This is a genomic window from Mesorhizobium sp. J18 (assembly GCF_007829525.1).
GTDB lineage: Bacteria > Pseudomonadota > Alphaproteobacteria > Rhizobiales > Rhizobiaceae > VLJP01.
This window is the reverse complement of record NZ_VLJP01000002.1, coordinates 93680-110067: the sequence shown is the minus strand read 5'-3', so window position 1 is coordinate 110067 and position 16388 is coordinate 93680. Positions and strand designations below refer to the sequence as shown.

At 60.1% G+C, this 16388-nt stretch carries 14 protein-coding genes and 1 pseudogene; 11 read left to right on the top strand and 4 right to left on the bottom strand.

Going from position 1 to position 16388, the window contains the following annotated elements; translation table 11 throughout:
* Nucleotides 1-178, bottom strand: a pseudogene (locus tag L598_RS01975) (IS3 family transposase); the annotation flags it as partial.
* A 90-nt stretch (nt 179-268) separates the two neighbouring features.
* Between L598_RS01975 and L598_RS01970 the strand changes: the two are divergent.
* The 4 genes from L598_RS01970 (at nt 269) to L598_RS01955 (ending at nt 5350) form a co-directional block, all read left to right on the top strand.
* Complete coding sequence (locus L598_RS01970; RefSeq protein ID WP_144859611.1) at nt 269-1156, top strand: hydantoinase B/oxoprolinase family protein; 888 nt, start codon at nt 269-271, stop codon at nt 1154-1156.
* Nucleotides 1143-3182: a hydantoinase/oxoprolinase family protein gene (locus tag L598_RS01965; RefSeq protein WP_210244960.1), complete on the top strand. Its 2040-nt coding sequence runs from the start codon at nt 1143-1145 to the stop codon at nt 3180-3182. The genes L598_RS01970 and L598_RS01965 overlap by 14 nt, the downstream gene beginning before the upstream one ends.
* Nucleotides 3179-4588 carry a M20/M25/M40 family metallo-hydrolase gene (locus L598_RS01960; RefSeq protein WP_144859605.1) on the top strand — a complete coding sequence of 470 codons (1410 nt, stop codon included), beginning with the start codon at nt 3179-3181 and terminating at the stop codon, nt 4586-4588. Before L598_RS01965 ends, L598_RS01960 begins: the two co-directional genes overlap by 4 nt.
* Nucleotides 4589-5107: 519 nt before the next feature.
* The gene (locus tag L598_RS01955) at nt 5108-5350 is read left to right on the top strand and encodes a TonB-dependent receptor (RefSeq protein ID WP_210244959.1); all 243 of its coding nucleotides are present in this window, start codon (nt 5108-5110) and stop codon (nt 5348-5350) included.
* Between the two features lie 86 nt (nt 5351-5436).
* Here L598_RS01955 and L598_RS01950 read toward each other — a convergent pair whose 3' ends face one another.
* On the bottom strand, nt 5437-6267 hold the full coding sequence (locus L598_RS01950; RefSeq protein ID WP_144859599.1) for a MurR/RpiR family transcriptional regulator: 831 nt from the start codon (nt 6265-6267) through the stop codon (nt 5437-5439).
* A 154-nt stretch (nt 6268-6421) separates the two neighbouring features.
* On the opposite strand from L598_RS01950, the gene L598_RS01945 reads away from it, so the two are divergent.
* From L598_RS01945 to L598_RS01915, 7 genes are all read left to right on the top strand, one after another.
* A complete protein-coding gene (locus L598_RS01945; protein ID WP_144859596.1) occupies nt 6422-7210 on the top strand; it encodes an N-formylglutamate amidohydrolase in 789 nt (262 codons plus the stop codon).
* A gap of 60 nt (nt 7211-7270) precedes the next feature.
* Complete coding sequence (locus L598_RS01940) at nt 7271-7741, top strand: TRAP transporter small permease subunit (RefSeq protein WP_246658585.1); 471 nt, start codon at nt 7271-7273, stop codon at nt 7739-7741.
* The gene (locus L598_RS01935) at nt 7738-9063 is read left to right on the top strand and encodes a TRAP transporter large permease subunit (protein WP_144859593.1); all 1326 of its coding nucleotides are present in this window, start codon (nt 7738-7740) and stop codon (nt 9061-9063) included. The genes L598_RS01940 and L598_RS01935 overlap by 4 nt, the downstream gene beginning before the upstream one ends.
* A gap of 117 nt (nt 9064-9180) precedes the next feature.
* The gene (locus tag L598_RS01930; protein ID WP_144859591.1) at nt 9181-10245 is read left to right on the top strand and encodes a TRAP transporter substrate-binding protein; all 1065 of its coding nucleotides are present in this window, start codon (nt 9181-9183) and stop codon (nt 10243-10245) included.
* Nucleotides 10246-10333: 88 nt separating this feature from the next.
* Entirely contained in the window at nt 10334-11704 is a 1371-nt protein-coding gene (locus tag L598_RS01925; RefSeq protein ID WP_144859588.1) for a glutamine synthetase family protein, read from the top strand.
* Nucleotides 11705-11730: 26 nt separating this feature from the next.
* On the top strand, nt 11731-13119 hold the full coding sequence (locus L598_RS01920; RefSeq protein WP_144859585.1) for an aldehyde dehydrogenase family protein: 1389 nt from the start codon (nt 11731-11733) through the stop codon (nt 13117-13119).
* A 162-nt stretch (nt 13120-13281) separates the two neighbouring features.
* Nucleotides 13282-14466: an iron-containing alcohol dehydrogenase gene (locus L598_RS01915; protein WP_144859582.1), complete on the top strand. Its 1185-nt coding sequence runs from the start codon at nt 13282-13284 to the stop codon at nt 14464-14466.
* Nucleotides 14467-14593: 127 nt separating this feature from the next.
* Here L598_RS01915 and L598_RS01910 read toward each other — a convergent pair whose 3' ends face one another.
* Nucleotides 14594-15388, bottom strand: a complete 795-nt coding sequence (locus tag L598_RS01910) for an ABC transporter ATP-binding protein (protein ID WP_144859580.1) — start codon at nt 15386-15388, stop codon at nt 14594-14596.
* Nucleotides 15385-16266, bottom strand: coding sequence for an ABC transporter permease (locus L598_RS01905; protein WP_144859578.1), 882 nt, complete (start codon nt 16264-16266; stop codon nt 15385-15387). Before L598_RS01905 ends, L598_RS01910 begins: the two co-directional genes overlap by 4 nt.
* Between the last annotated feature and the right edge of the window lie 122 nt (nt 16267-16388).

The window sequence follows — 16388 nt, the reverse complement described above, 5'->3', positions numbered from 1 at the left end:
AAAGGCTCTCCGCGATCCCCTCGCGCCGGCACAGCGCCGCGATCGACTCTTCGCCGCGCAAGCCCTCCAGCACGATGCGGATCTTCTCCTCGGCCGAATATTGCTTGCGGGTTGCGCGGCGGATGTCTTTGATGACCTGCTCTGCCGGCGCTTTCCCGGTTCCGGATTTCTGTCTCATCTTCGCTCCTTTGAAAGGCTACGATGAACCAGAAATCCTCCGTTCTCAGTTAAGCCGATTTGGTCCCATCAGTGCTGACGCCGGACAGGGATCTACTTCCTCGGCGGCGACCGCGGGCAGGTTATCAATGCCGGCGGCCCGCAATCGCTGGATGAAGTACTGCTTCGCGAAGGTTCGATCCTTCAGCCGCGCTCGCCCGCGCCGCTCGGCATGCGCGGCCTGACGATGATGCGGCTACTGGCCGCCATCAACGGCCTACTCAATGTCGGTGGAGGCAAGGCCCCTGCCGCGCATTCCGCCTATGTCGTCGCCATGCTGCGCGGCAGCTACACCGATGACACTGGCGAAAGCCAGCGCTTCCTACTCGTTGACGGCCTTGGTGTCGGCTATGGCGGGCGCGACCACGCCGATGGCATCGACGCCGTCTATTTCGTGGCGCAGGAGAACTATCCTGTCGAGTTCCTTGAGACATCCTATCCGGTTCGACTGAAGAGCTACGGCATTGCCGAAGATTCCGGCGGACCGGGCCGCCATCGCGGTGGCACGGGCATTGTGCGCGAATATGAAATTCTTGCCGACGACGCCAACCTGTCCATCCGTATCGACAGTGTGCGCAATCCCCCATGGGGCGTGCATGGCGGCATGAATGGCGGCAGCGGATATGCCGTGGTCAATCCCGGCACGCCGCAGGAGCGCAAGCTCGTCCCGCTCTCGGACGGCAACCGCCTCTTGAAGGGAGATATCCTGCGCATCGTCACGGGCGGCGGCGGTGGCTTCGGCCATCCCTATGACCGCGCGGCAGAGGATGTTCTGGAGGATGTTCTTGGCGGTTTCGTCAGCCGTGAATCCGCCGAGCGCGACTACGGCGTCGTCATTGCACACGGAAAGGTGGACGCCGAGGCCACGCAACGCAGGCGTGCCAACCGGCCCGCCGCCAAAACCTTCCATCGAATGGAGTATGTCGATGTCGTCAGCTGACACGTCGTTCGCCGTCGCCGTCGATATTGGCGGGACATTTACCGATGTCGCGCTCATCGACCGGAAAACCGGCCGGACATGGCGTGCAAAGACGCCGAGCGCGCCCTCCGATCCGTCTGTCGCCTTCATGAACGGCATTCGTCTCGCTCTCGACGAAGCCGGGCAGACGGCTGCATCGCTCGACCGGGTTCTCCACGGGACGACGGTCGCCACCAATATGATCCTGGAGGGCAAGGGTGCCCGCACGGCACTGGTGACCACGCGCGGCTTCCGGCATGTTCTGGCGATCGGGCGCCAGGATATTCCGCGCAATGAAAACCTGTACACCTGGGTGAAGCCCGCGCGCCCCGTTCCCGCCTCGCGCATCGTCGAAGTCGATGAGCGTGTCGCGTCCGGCGGTGCGGTGCTCAAACCGCTGGACGAGTCAAGCGTGCGGGCAGCTGCCGAAGCGCTGAAGGCGATGGACGTGCAGGCCGTCGCGATCTGCCTGATTCATTCCTTCGCCGCTCCCGAGCATGAACTGCGCGTCGCCGAAATCCTACGGGAGATGCTGCCCGGCTTGGCTGTCACGGCTTCGGTGGAGGTCCAGCCGGTGGTGCGGGAGTATGAACGCTCGCTAACCACTGTTCTGAATGCTTCCGTGATGCCCGGCGTCACGACCTATGTGCAGCGCCTGCAGGAACGCCTTTATACGGAAGGCGTCTCGGCCCCCCTGCTTCTGATGCAGTCCAACGGCGGTGTCGCGAGCGTGAACACCATTCTTCGCGCTCCGGCCTTCACGGCGCTTTCAGGGCCGGCTGCTGGCGTGGTCGGCGCACGCGCCATTGCCGCCGAATGCGGCATCCGCGACATCATCACCGTCGATATAGGCGGCACCAGCGCCGACATCTGCCTGATCCGCGACGGCAAGATCGGGCTGACGCAGACAGGCCGCGTCGGCGAATGGCCGGTGTCGCTTCCCATGGTCGACATGGTCACCATCGGCGCGGGCGGCGGCTCAATCGCACGCGTGGCCGATGGCACATTGACGGTCGGTCCCGATAGCGCCGGAGCCCGGCCCGGCCCGGCTGCCTATGGCCACGGCGGCACGCAAGCGACGGTGACGGACGCGCATGTCGCGCTCGGACACCTTCCGGCGCGGCTGCTCGGCGGACGCATGGAACTCGATCGCCCCGCGTCCCTTGCAGTGCTCGAGAGCGAGGTTGCAACGCCGCTCTGCCTCGACAGGATTGCCGCTGCGCGCGGTATCCTCTCCATCGCCGACAACCACATGGTCGGCGCGATGCGGATCATCTCCGTCGAGCGTGGGTACGATCCCCGCGATTTCACCCTTGTGCCGTTCGGCGGCTCCGGGCCGCTGCATGGCTGCTCGCTGGCTTCTCTGCTCGGCATCCGCAAGGTCATGGTACCGCCTGCGCCTGGCATCCTTTGCGCCGATGGCCTGCTTTCGGCCGATCTGAGGGTCGAGTTCAGCCGAACGCTGCCGAAGGCCGGGCCACTCGCCACAGTAAATACGGACGCCATCGTCGCGGAGCTTTCCTCGCAGGCCGCAGAGTGGCTTGACGCAGAGAAGGTCGATCCGGCTCGCAGGCTCATCAATGTCGTCGCACTTCTGCGCTATCGCGGACAGGGCGGCGAAATCGCGGTTGCATGGGCCGGCGACAATGAAGGAACCGAGGCCAATTTTCGCACGGCGCACAACCAGCTCTACGGTTTCGAGTTGCAGGTTCCAATAGAACTCGTGACCCTGCGCATCGAGGCGGTGGGGCTTGCAGAGCGTCCTGCTGGCCTGCCCTTGCCTGAGGGCGCGGAAGTCAAACCGTACGATACGGCTCCCGYCCACTTCCCGGGCGGAGAAACCGAAGTGCCCGTCGTGGACCGCGCCGGCCTGCGCTCAGGCATAGTCCTGACCGGACCGATGATCGTGACGCAGCTCGATACGACCACCGTCATACCACCCGGCTGGGAGGGTGAGGTTCATCCTTCCGGGGCGATCCTGCTCGTAGATACGGGAGCGGAACAATGAGCAACATGACAAGCGATGCGCGGCCTGAAGGGCTCGATGCCGTCAGCGCCTACATAAAACAAAATGAGGAGAGCTTCCTCGCTCGTCTCATGGACTATGTGCGCCATCCCTCGATCAGCGCGCAGAACAAGGGTATCCGCGAAGTGTGCCAGCTTCTGGTCACCATGCTCGACAGGCTGGGCATGGAGGCCGAGGCCATCGAAACCACGGGACATCCCATGGTTCTTGGACGTCGCGGCGACGATCCGGATCGACCGACCGTGCTGTTCTACGGACATTATGACGTTCAGCCGCCAGAACCCTATGAGGAATGGGTAAGCCCCCCCTTCGAACCGACCATACGGGACGGGCGTATCTACGCACGCGGTGTCGGCGACAACAAGGGGCAACACTTCGCGCAGTTGCTGGCGCTCGAATCCTGGCTAGCGGTGCATGGCGACTTGCCCTGTAACGTCATCTTCCTGCTTGAGGGCGAGGAAGAGGTGGGAAGCCCCCATATCGCGGAATTTGTGAAAACGCATCGCGACCGGCTCAAGGCCGATCTTGTCGTAACTTCCGATGGCCCACTGCACATTTCAGGCAGACCAATCATCGTTTTCGGCGTGCGTGGCATGGTCAGTTTCGACCTTGAGGTCCGAACCGCCTCGCGCGACACGCATTCCGGCAATTTCGGCGGCGTGATGCCCAACGCGATCTGGACACTGGTCCATCTTCTCGCAACGATGAAGACAGCTGACGGGCGCATTACCATCGACGGGCTGCACGATGCCATCGTATCACCGACCAAAGCGGAACTTGCCGCCGTTGCAAACCTCCCCGACAGTGTCGACGATGTCATGCAGGACCTCAGCCTGTCGCGGCTGGACGCTCCGGCGGATCGCCCCTTCGCCGATCGCCTGATGTTTCATCCGACCCTAACCATTAACGGGCTGCACGGCGGCTATGGCGGACCGGGATCAAAAGCCGTCCTGCCCTGCGAGGCCATCGCCAAGTGTGACATTCGCCTGGTCGAAGCCATGACACCCGAAGATGTTCTCGACAAGGTGGAAAAGCATGTTGCGCTTCATGCTCCCGAAGTGCGTGTCGTGAGACGCGCTGGCATGTTGCCCTCGAAGACACAGATGGATTCACCCTATGCGAAGGCTCTCATCGCCGCGGTAAGGGACGCGCGAGGAGAAGATCCCCTGCTCTATCCAGCGCTGGGCGGAAGTCTGCCTGACTATGTTTTCACCAAGATACTGGAGACGCCAGCATTTGTCGTACCTTACGCCAACGCAGATGAAGCCAATCATGCGCCGAACGAGAACCTGAAGATCGAATGCTTCTACAGTGGCATTCAGGTCGGGGCGGCGATGATCGCCCGCCTCGGACAGATGCGTGTCCCGCGGTATGGCGCGAACGCATGATCTGGGCAGTCACCCTGTCGTAAAGTTGTTCGAGGACGCACCCGCGCGCCATAAGACGTGGCCGCAGTGGCCCAAAAAGTAAGTCGGTTGTGGCGGCAGGCGTCCACCTTCCTTTCGCTGCTTCGACCAGCCGCTTGGTCCGTCGATATTCAAGATCGCGATGTGCGCTCGTAGGGATCAGTAGCAGGGTGCCTTGAAGAACGTTGTCGCAAACCGCCTCCCCCTCCTGCATCTTTCAATGCGCTGCAATACCGGGCTCGGGTGCAGCAGCTTTATGAGGCACTTTAAGGTGCGGGCGCTCCTTCCACGTGATGAAATTCGTCGGCGATAGGGTACGGTTTGTTGTAGGATGACATGAGTTCCCTCCCCGCAAGAACTTCCCGGCTACTGGATGGCTTCGTGTGCAGCAAGGGTAAGCTCATCAGCATTTGCCATAGATTGCCACCTGAACTCAGCGGACATTGGCGCTTGTCCTGATCTCTATTTGAATGAGGGCGGCGCACGCCGGGCATTTCAAAGTTGAAGAAGGCCGCGCAGACCGGTCTTTCCGCACAGGATCAAATCGCCTTTGACCATTGGCGGTTGGCGCTGGGCGGACAATACGACTGGGCGGAAGGCAGCACTGAGGACCATCTATGGGGTGGCCGTACAACGGTACAGAGGGACGATGCCTTTACTGGCAGGATCGGACTGACCTATCTCTTTGACAACGGACTGGCGCCGTACATCAGCTATTCAACCTCGCTCACCTGCTTGAGGTAAGGTTGCGAACCCAGGGCTGGCACAACCGGAGCGCTTTTACCTTCGGTCTGAACCTGCAAACGGTATCGACGCGGGTGGAGGCCACCTCAGCGCAGAGCTTCTATTTCCCGGATCCGTTTTGCGCTCTCGGCTTCCAAAGCGCGCGTCAGTTCCCCGATGAACATTTCGACCAGAACAAAAAGGGCGGCTGACGAATCCCACGCGGATGGAACGGCGGTGCGTCCGGCAATCACGTGGCGCGAGAACCGTGCGATCGGTGACAGCCATTGATCGGTGAACAGAATGATCTGGACACCGCGCTGATGCGCCTTCTCGGCAAAGCGCACGAGACTGTCCTGATACCTGCGTATGTCGAAGATAAGGAGGACATCCCGCCTGCCCATATCGATGAGACGATCACGCCAGTTGTTTTCCTGGCCGGAGAGATGAAAGATATTCGGCCGGATGATCGTCAGATGCGCGGCCATATAACGGGCGATCGGATCGGTGAAACGGCCGCCGATCAGAAAAATCTTGGCGCGGCGATTGGCAAGCAGGGTCACGATATCTGTGATCTGCCTTTGCGGGACATGCCGGTATGTCTCGCGGATATTTTCCAATGTGGCCTCTAGGGCAGGAGAAGCATCTCCAGGCCTTGCCGTCGCCCCAGAGGCAGCAGTGCGTGAGAGGGGCGACTGCAATTGCGCCGCAAGCTCGTCCTTCAAGGCCGACTGGAACTCCGGGTAGCTTTGGAACCCCAGACGGGCCACGAAACGCAGGATCGTCGGTGAACTCACCCCGGCGCAGGCGGAGAATTCCGCAACCGTCTTTAGCCCGATCATCGGATAGTTCGCGATCAACGCCTGTGCCGCGCGCCGCTCTCCGGCGGGCATCAGATCAAGGCGTTCCGCGATCCGCTCGGTAATGCTCGACAGCATTGCTTTCTTCTCCACCCCTGCATGAGCATTCCGCAAATTTCGGCTGACAATAGATTTGACAAGGCCCGCTCAAGTTGTATGAAATTATCCATACTGGCGCAATCTGGCAAAATAAGTAACAGATAATACGGCCCGCGCTCAGGACGGAGGGCGAATGGTAGCGGCTTGGCTCGCGCAGTTTGAAAGATCGGATGCGGTCAGGTTCAGCAACCCTGGCGGAAAAGGTGCATTCGTCCTCACCTGCGACCATGCCTCCAATCACGTGCCGGCGGAATATGGTACGCTTGGACTGCCGGCAGCCGATCTTGTCCGCCACATAGCATGGGATCCGGGGGCGCTGGCTGTGGCGCGGCTAATGGCCGGCACTCTTGACGCGACCCTCGTCGAATCTCGAATCTCGCGCCTGGTCATTGACTGCAATCGGCCGCTCGATGCGCCTGATCTGATCTCCGAAATCAGCGAGACCACGACCATTCCCGCAAATATCGGCCTGTCGCAAAGTGAGCGCGAGGCTCGTATCCAGCTTGCCTGGCAGCCTTATCATGACGCGGTCGAGGCATTGATCGGAGAACGGCTATCCAAGGGAAGGGACACAAGGCTCGTCTCCATTCATTCCTTCACGCCGATCTACAAGGGCGTTGCCAGGCCCTGGCAGGTCGGCGTCATCCATGACGAGGATATCCGGCTTGCCTCGCCGCTGATCGAAGCACTGAAAGCACGTGGGGATCTCGTGGTGGGTGTCAACGAACCTTATTCGCCGGCCGATCGAGTGTATTTCACGCTGGAACGTCACGCCCGCTCGCATGGCCTTCCTTGCGCGATGATCGAGATCCGAAACGACGAGATCGCCGACAAGGCAGGTCAGGAGAAATGGGCAACCATTCTTGCAGAAGCAATCACGGAAGCGGAGCATTCCATGGATCTGAAAACGAGGCGCGGATGACGGCTCGGAGGAAGTACATTGCCTAGCTTTGCCGTGACATTCGTCCGCTATGTCGACGCGATGAACTATCGCATTGGGCGCGTCGCCATGTACCTGCTCTTCGTCATGGGGGCGATGCTGCTCTACTCCACGTTATCGCGCATCATCTTTGGCGTACCGATCAACTGGGTGCTTGAAATGTCCCAGTTCATGCTCTCCGCCTATTACCTGGTCGGCGGCGCCTATGCCTTGCAGATGGACCAGCACGTGCGTATGGACCTTTTCTACGGTCGGCTCGATGCGCGCAGGCGCGCGGTCACCGACGCCTTCACAATCCTTTTTGTCATATTCTTTCTTGTCGTGCTCCTGGTCGGAGGGATTTCGAGCACAAATTACGCCATCCAGTACAATCAGAGGAATTATACGGCCTGGAGCCCCCTGCTCTGGCCGATCAAGGTGGTGATGACGATCGGCGTCTTTCTGATGCTGCTGCAGTGCATCTCGACCTTCATCAAAGACATCGCCATTGCCCGCGGGAAGCCCATCGCATGAGTTCGGAGGCAATTACCCTCTTCATGTTCGGCACGATGATGGTGCTGCTCTTTACCGGGCAGCGCGTCTTCGGCGTAATCGGCTTCGTCGGCTCGGCTGCAGCACTCTGGCTGTGGGGGCAAGGCTCCTTCGAGATGCCTTTCAACGCCTCCTTCCAGGTGCTGAACTGGTATCCGCTGATCACCGTGCCCTTTTTCATCTTCATGGGCTATATGCTGTCGGAATCGGGCATGGCCGGCGACCTCTACCGGATGTTCCACGTCTGGTTCGGACCCGTGCGCGGCGGCCTGGCGCTCGGTACCATCGGGCTGATGGTTCTGATTGCGGCACTCAACGGCCTCTCCGTCGCCGGCATGGCGATCGGCGCGACCATCGCTTTGCCGCAGCTCCTGCGTCATGGCTACGACAAGTCGATGGTGACGGGGGTCATCCAGGCGGGCTCCTCTCTCGGCATCCTCATCCCACCAAGTGTCGTGCTGGTTCTCTATGCCATGATTGCGCGCCAACCCGTGCTCGACCTCTGGCTCGCCGGCGTCGGTCCCGGTCTGCTCATGGCGCTGATCTTCGGTGCTTATGTCTATCTGCGCTGCCTGTTGCAGCCGAATATCGGGCCGGCGCTGCCCGCAGAGGAACGAGCACGGATCACCCGCTCGGAAAAATTCGCGCTGCTGAGGGAAGGCGTTCTGCCGCTTGCTATTTTCGCAATCATGATGAGTCTCTTCATGACTGGCGTGACCAGCCTGGTGGAGAGCTCGGTAGTGGGTGCGGTTCTATCCATGCTCGCTGCCTGGTGGGCGGGCAACCTAAACCGGGGGACTCTCGAGAAGGCGGCGCGGAACACGCTCGGAATCAGCTGCATGTTCCTCTGGATCATCCTCGGCGCGCTCTGCTTCAGTTCCGTCTATGACGGGCTGGGCGCGGTGAAGGCGGTCGAGACGCTGCTGCTTCATACCTGGGATCTCACCCCCTGGATGATACTGACCCTGATGTTGGCATCATTCCTTGTCATGGGGGCGTTTCTGGATGATACGGCGATGCTGGTTATCGTAGCGCCGCTTTACATACCGCTCGTCAGAAGCCTCGGATTCGATCCGATCTGGTTCGGTGTGCTGTACACGATCACCTGCCAGATCGCCTATATCACCCCACCTTTCGGATACAACCTGTTCCTGATGCGCGCCATGGCGCCGCCCGAGATCACGCTGATGGACATTTACCGGTCTATCGTGCCGTTCTTTTTCCTGATGGTGATATCGCTGGTCACCATCATGATCTTCCCGCAAATTGCGCTGTGGCTCCCGGACCTCTATTCGGGACGATAGGCGGGCGATGAAGAGGGTAACATTCGCGAAAAAGGAACGCAGAAGAGGAAGGTCAGCTTCCCGCAGATCGTGTCCGAAGCAAACATGCAGCGACAATGGCAAGAGGAGAACTGAACGATGACTAGTCAGAAAAACATCAGCAAACGTGATTTCCTGCGAAAGGCCGGATTGACAACCGCGGGCGCGGTCAGCGCTTCGGCACTGGCTATGCCTTACGTGAAGGCGCAGACCCCGATCAAATGGCGGCTGCAGACCTATGCCGGCCCGGCTCTTGCCGAGCACGTCATCAAGAACTCGATCGATTGGTTCAACAAGGCGGCCAATGGCGAGATGGAGATCGAGCTCTACACCGCCGATCAGCTCGTTCCCCATGGCGAACTGTTCCGGGCTGTCCAGTCGGGCACGATCGATGCCGCCCAGAGCGACGACGACTCGGCAGCCGCGCCGGTCGACGTCAAGGTGTTCGGCGCCTATTTCCCGCTCGCCGCGCGCTATTCGCTGGATGTGCCGGCGCTGTGGCACTGGCACGGACTGAAGGAGATCTGGGAGGAAGCCTATGCGGAAATCCCGGAAGTGACCTGGCTGTCTACCGGCGCCTGGGATCCCTGCAACTTCGGCACCACCAAGCCCATCAAGTCGCTGGCCGATCTGCAGGGTTTGCGCGTCTATACCTTCCCGACTGGCGGCCAGTTCCTGTCACGCTTCGGTGTTGTTCCAGTTTCGCTTCCCTATGAAGACGTGCAGCCCGCCATGCAGACGGGCGAACTCGACGGCGTGTGCTGGTGCGGCATCACAGAGATGCACACCGTCGGCTGGGCGGACGCCTTGAAATACTACCTTACCAACCCGCTCTCAGGTGCCTGGGCCGGTTCCTACTTCGTCAACACCGAGAAGTGGAAGGCTGTGCCGGAGCACCTGCAGCAGCTTTTCCAGCTGGCGATCGACGCCTCGCACTATTACCGCCAGCACTGGTACTGGGCGGGCGAAGCCAGATATCGCAATGAGGGCAAGCTCGAACTCACCACCATTCCCGAGGCTGAATGGGCGAAGGTCGAGGAAGAGGCGGTCTCCTTCTGGGAAGAGATCGCGCAGCAGAGCCCTCGCAACGCCAAGGTTGTGGAGATCATCAAGAAGTATAATGAGTCGATGCGGAAGGCCGGCGCGCCCTATCGCTATTCCTGACCGTAGGATAACGACCTTTAAACGCCCGGCTGCACGGTGCAGCCGGGCGCAAAAGTGAAAAGCCGCCTCGTCGCGGCGGAGTTCGAGAATGGCAGGAAACCTCACTTTCGACCGGTTGAAGAAGGATGTGGCCGCCGGTGACATCGACACGGTTCTGGCTTGCGCGGTGGACATGCAGGGCCGCCTTATCGGCAAGAGATTCCTGGCGCGCTATTTCGTCGAGTCGGCCTATGACGAGACGCATGGCTGCAACTACCTGCTTGCCAACGACATCGATATGGAACCTGTGCCAGGATACAAGGCGGCAAGCTGGGACAAGGGCTACGGCGATTTCGTCATGAAGCCCGACCTCTCGACGCTGCGCCGGATTCCTTGGCTGGAAAAGACGGCGCTGGTGCTATGTGATGTCCTCGATCACCATACCCATGACGACCTGCCTCATTCGCCGCGCGGCATCCTCAAGAAGCAGGTGAAGCGGCTGCAGGAACGCGGCTATCTTGCCTATTTCGCATCGGAGCTTGAATTCTACCTGTTCGATGAAACCTACGATTCCGCACGCGCCAAGCGCTGGCAGAATCTCGGCACCGCTTCGCCCTATATCGAAGACTACGTCATCCATCTGACGACCAAGGAAGAAGGTTACATGCGCAGGCTGCGCAATGAGATGGAGGCAGCCGGTATCCCGATTGAGAATTCCAAGGGCGAATGGGGGCCGGGCCAGGAAGAGATCAATGTGCGTTACGCGGACGCGCTCGAGATGGCGGACCGCCACGTCATTCTGAAGAATGGAGCCAAGGAGATAGCCGCGTCCGAAGGCAAGGCGATCTCCTTCATGGCAAAGTACGATTATGGCCTGGCGGGCAGTTCCAGCCACATCCACAATTCGCTGTGGAGCACCGACGGCACCCGGCCGCTGTTCTACGACAAGGACGCGGAATGGACTTTGTCCAAGCTTGGCCAGCAATGGGCAGCGGGCCAACTCAGATATGCAAGCGAATTCACCTGGTTCCTTGCGCCCTACATCAATTCATACAAGCGGTTCCAGACCGGCACTTTTGCCCCGACCAGGATCATGTGGAGCGAAGACAACAGGACCGCCGGTTTCCGGTTATGCGGTCAGGGTACCAAAGGTATCCGCATGGAATGCCGGATCGGTGGCGCCGATCTGAACCCTTATCTCGCTTTCGCAGCACTGATCGCCGCGGGGCTCGCCGGCATCGATGAGAAGCTGGAATTGCAGAAGCCTTTTGTCGGCGATGCTTACCAGGCATCCGAGTTGCCTGAGATTCCCAAGACACTGCGTGAGGCCACCGAAACCCTGGCTGGATCCGAGATGCTGAGGACGGCCTTCGGGGAGGAGGTCATCGAGCATTATGTGCATACGGCCCGCTGGGAGCAGTTCGAATATGATCGCCGCATCACGGATTGGGAACTGCACAGGGGATTCGAGCGGTATTAGACGCGAGACAGTGAAGGACTGACACGATGGCCGAAACGGTCAAAATAAAATCCCCGATAGATGGTTCGATCTATGCCGAGCGTCCGGTTGCAGACGACAAGGCGGTCAATGCCGCGGTTGAACGCGCCAGGGCAGCCCAGGCGGAATGGGCAATGACATCGATTGCAGAGCGCGGCAAATACATGCTGGCCATGCTGGAGGCGCTGGTCGTCATGAACGACGAAATCGTGCCGGAAATCGCCTGGCAGATGGGACGTCCTGTCCGCTACGGCGGCGAGTTCGGCGGTGTGAAGGAACGCGTCACCTACATGGTCGAAATCGCGGAAGCTGTGCTGAAACCCGTAATGGCCTCGAATCCCAAGGAAGGCTTTCGCCGCTATGTGAAAAAGGAGCCGCTCGGCGTCGTCCTGGTCATCGCCCCGTGGAATTATCCGTACCTCACCGCCGTCAATACCATCGTACCGGCGCTGATGGCGGGCTCGACAGTGATCCTCAAACATGCCGCCCAGACTCTGCTGGTCGGCGAGCGTTTCGCACAGGCTTTTGAGAAGGCCGGACTGCCCCGAGGCGTGTTCCAGAACCTGGTTCTCAGCCACGATCAGACGGAGAAGCTGCTCGGCTCCGGCAAGATCGATCACGTCAACTTCACGGGATCGGTGGCGGGTGGGCGTGCCATCGAGAAGGCGGCGGCCGGCACTTTCATGACGCTTGGCCTAGAACTCGGCGGCAAGGACCCGGCCTATGTTCTGCCTGATGCGAGGCTCAACCATGCGGTGGCAAATCTTGTGGACGGCGCCTTCTACAATTCCGGCCAGTGCTGTTGTGGCATCGAGCGCATCTATGTGCATGAAAAGGTCTATGACGATTTCGTCGATGGTTTCATTGCCGAGACGAAGAACTATGTGGTCGGCAACCCGCTCGATCAGGCGACAACCATGGGACCGATGGCGCAGGCCCGCTTCGCCGATCTAATCCGCGAACAGAAGGCCGAAGCGCTGCGCAAGGGTGCCGTGGCGCATATCAACATGAAGATCGAAAGAGACGAACCCGGCTCTCCCTACCTGGCACCCGAAGTGCTCACCAATGTCGATCATCAGATGAGCGTCATGCGCGAAGAAAGCTTCGGCCCTATCGTCGGCATCATGAAGGTGCGCAACGACGAGGAGGCGATAACGCTGATGAATGACAGCCCCTATGGGCTGACCGCCTCGATCTGGACATCGGACACCGAGCATGCCGTCGCCATTGGCGACCGCCTTGAAACCGGTACCGTGTTCATGAACCGTTGCGATTATCTCGATCCGGCGCTGGTCTGGACCGGGGTGAAGGATACTGGCAAGGGTGCGGCGCTCTCGGCCATCGGCTATGACCATCTGACCAGGCCGAAGTCATATCATCTCAGAGAAGCGATCTGATGCCTGACGTCATCCCGGCCGATCGAGCGAAGCGGGGAGAGCCGGGATCCATTCCGGAACATCTCCAACTGCGCGGAGTGGATCCCGGCTAGCTGTCTTCGGACTGCTTCCGGGATAACGCGGTCTCTATCGTCACCTTCCTGCTTCACTGAAAGACACTCCATGACCAAACTTGTTTCCAAATGGAATTATCCCACCACCGTCCGCTTCGGCGCCGGACGCATCAAGGAACTAGCAGACGCGCTTGCCGAGGCTGGCATCAAGCGGCCGCTCTTCGTCACCGATCCGGGATTGGCGAAACTGCCTGTCGCGGCTTCGACACTTAAAATCCTCGATACGGCCAAGGTGCCCTATGGTGTTTTCTCGGACGTCAAGCCAAACCCGGTCGAATCCAACCTCGCCGCAGGCATCTCCGCATTCAGGAAGGGCAAGTATGATGGCGTCATCGCCTTCGGAGGAGGTTCGGCACTCGATCTCGGCAAACTGATCGCCTTCCAAGCCGGGCAGACACGGCCGGTATGGGATTTCGAAGATATCGGCGACTGGTGGACCCGCGCCAATCCTGATGCCATCGCACCCATCATAGCGATACCCACAACAGCCGGAACCGGTTCCGAGGTTGGCCGGGCCGGAGTCATAACGCATGAGGCCAGCCACACCAAGAAGGTGATATTCCACCCGAAGATGCTGCCGGCAATCGTTATCGCCGATCCGCAGCTGACAACAGGAATGCCGCCCTTCATCACCGCCGGCACGGGCATGGATGCCCTGGCCCACTGCCTCGAAGCCTATTGCGCGCCCGGCTATCATCCCATGGCGGACGGCATTGCGGTCGAAGGCATACGGCTGGTGTTCGAGAACCTGCCTAGAGCCTTCGCTAACGGAAAAGATCTAACGGCCCGCGCCCATATGATGAGTGCCGCCGCCATGGGCGCAGCCGCCTTCCAGAAGGGGCTCGGCGCCATTCATTCCTTATCGCACCCGATCGGCGCCCTCTACGACACTCACCATGGCATGACCAACGCAGTCTTCATGCCCTATGTGCTGTCATTTAACCGCGAAGCGATCGAGGACAAGATTGCCAGGCTCTCCGCCTATTGCGGCATCAAAGGTGGCTTCGACGGTTTTGTCAGAGCTGTGGTAAAGCTGCGCAGGGACCTGAAGGTGCCCCACACTCTGCCTGGCCTCATCAAGGGCCTGGAGATGGACAAGAAACGGAAAAGCCTGATAGCTGATATGGCCGTGGTCGATCCGACAGCCGGCGGCAATCCCGTGAAGCTCACCAAGAAAGCGGCCTTGATGTTGCTCGATAGCGCCATCGAGGGAAAACTGGCTGGGGAGAGCTGACTCTGCTTCAGCAACGGCATGCCTACCGCTCGTGCCGGTAATCACGGCGTTACGGCCTTCAGATCGAAGAAAGGCGAAATGTTCTTGAGAGCCACTTTGTTGTAGCTCTCTCTGCGTGCCGAAATGGCTATCCCGTCAAAAGAGCATCGTCATCGATCGTTTGCCCGCGTATGCGACGGAACATGGCGACAAGATCTTCGACTTCGAGATCCTTGCGCTCTTCGCCGCGCACATCCAGGACGATCTCGCCAGCATGGAGCATGATCGTCCGGTCGCCGAAGTCGAGTGCCTGCCGCATGGAATGAGTCACCATCAGTGTCGTCAGCTTGCGCTCTGAAACGAATCTCTGAGTGAGCATCATGACGAATTCGGCCATTCCCGGATCGAGCGCGGCGGTGTGCTCGTCTAGCAGAAGCACCTCGGAGCCGGTGAGCGTGGCCATGACCAGCGACACGGCCTGCCTCTGGCCGCCGGACAGCAGATCCATCCGGTCGCCCATGCGGTCCTCGAGGCCGAGATTGAGTTCCGCGATTCGCTCGCGGAAGGAAGCACGGCGCTTCGCGTTCAGTGCAAACGTCAGGCCGCGAGGCTTGCCGCGCCTTTCGGCCAAAGCGAGGTTCTCCTCGATGGTAAGCGAGCCGCAACTGCCAGCCAGCGGATCCTGAAACACGCGGGCAACAAGATTGGCACGCTTGGCCGTCGGCCTGCGCGTCACGTCGACGCCGCCGATCATCACCTTGCCGGCGCTAGCGGGCACATCTCCGGCCAGCACGCCGAGCAGCGTGGACTTGCCGGCACCGTTCGAGCCGATGACTGTGACGAACGTGCCCTCTTCGATCTCCAGATCGATGCCGTTGAGCGCCTTCTTTTCCAACGGCGTGCCGCGACCAAAGACAACGTCTATCTTCTCGAGGGAGATCATGCCGTGCCTCCCCGCCTGCGCAGACGCGGCAGAACGAGCGCGAATGTCACCAGCACAGCGGTCACAAGGTTGAGGTCCGAAGCCTGCAGCCCAAGGACGTTGCTTGAAAGCGCAAGCTGGATGGCGATGCGATAGAGAATGGAACCCAAAACGCAGCCGACAAGCGCGATGAGAATGCCTCTGCTGCCGAGCAGGGTTTCACCAATGATGACCGCAGCAAGGCCAACGACGATCGTCCCGACGCCGGAGGTTACGTCAGCAAAGCCATTGGTCTGCGCGAAAAGCGCACCGGCAAGCGCGACCAGGGCGTTGGAAAGCCCCATACCAAAATAGATCTGGCGGCTGGTATCGACACCCTGCGCACGCGCCATACGCGGATTTGCTCCCGTCGCACGCATGGCAAGGCCGGTATCGCTCTCCAGATAACGCCAGACGACGAGCAGCGCGACCAAGACCAGAACGCCGACGAAAAGCGGCCGAACGAAATAATCGCTCAAACCAAGCCCGTAAAAAGGACTCAGCATCGTGTCGGCATTGATGAGCGCGACATTGGGCCGTCCCATTACCCGCAGGTTGACCGAGAATAGTGCGATCATGGTCAGGATCGATGCCAGAAGGTGCAGGATACGGAAGCGAACGTTCAGGACCGCCGTCACGAGACCGGCGAGAGCACCGGCAACCATCGCCACCAGAGCGGCAAGCCATGGATTGACGCCGGCTATGATCAGCACGGCCGTCACGGCCGCTCCGAGCGGGAAAGATCCATCAACCGTCAGGTCCGGGAAATCTAGTACACGAAACGCCAGATAGACACCCATCGCCACGAAGGCGTAGACGAGGCCAAGCTCAACGGCTCCCCAAAAAGCGATCTGGCTCAAGATTGCTGGACCTTTCCGCAGCTCATGCCTCACTACACCGGATCAGCGCAATGATTGCGGCTTCATCTGCCGAAATCCGGCATGAAAGTCAAAGCGGCGGGCAAACCGGAAAGGCTCTCGTG

Coding starts and splice junctions, on each gene's coding strand:
- L598_RS01935 (WP_144859593.1), top strand. CDS start 7,738: ATGAGTTCGGAGGCAATTACCCTCTTCATGTTCGGCACGATGATGGTG.
- L598_RS01920 (WP_144859585.1), top strand. CDS start 11,731: ATGGCCGAAACGGTCAAAATAAAATCCCCGATAGATGGTTCGATCTAT.
- L598_RS01925 (WP_144859588.1), top strand. CDS start 10,334: ATGGCAGGAAACCTCACTTTCGACCGGTTGAAGAAGGATGTGGCCGCC.
- L598_RS01945 (WP_144859596.1), top strand. CDS start 6,422: ATGGTAGCGGCTTGGCTCGCGCAGTTTGAAAGATCGGATGCGGTCAGG.
- L598_RS01940 (WP_246658585.1), top strand. CDS start 7,271: ATGAACTATCGCATTGGGCGCGTCGCCATGTACCTGCTCTTCGTCATG.
- L598_RS01910 (WP_144859580.1), bottom strand. CDS start 15,388: ATGATCTCCCTCGAGAAGATAGACGTTGTCTTTGGTCGCGGCACGCCG.
- L598_RS01950 (WP_144859599.1), bottom strand. CDS start 6,267: ATGCTGTCGAGCATTACCGAGCGGATCGCGGAACGCCTTGATCTGATG.
- L598_RS01915 (WP_144859582.1), top strand. CDS start 13,282: ATGACCAAACTTGTTTCCAAATGGAATTATCCCACCACCGTCCGCTTC.
- L598_RS01930 (WP_144859591.1), top strand. CDS start 9,181: ATGACTAGTCAGAAAAACATCAGCAAACGTGATTTCCTGCGAAAGGCC.
- L598_RS01960 (WP_144859605.1), top strand. CDS start 3,179: ATGAGCAACATGACAAGCGATGCGCGGCCTGAAGGGCTCGATGCCGTC.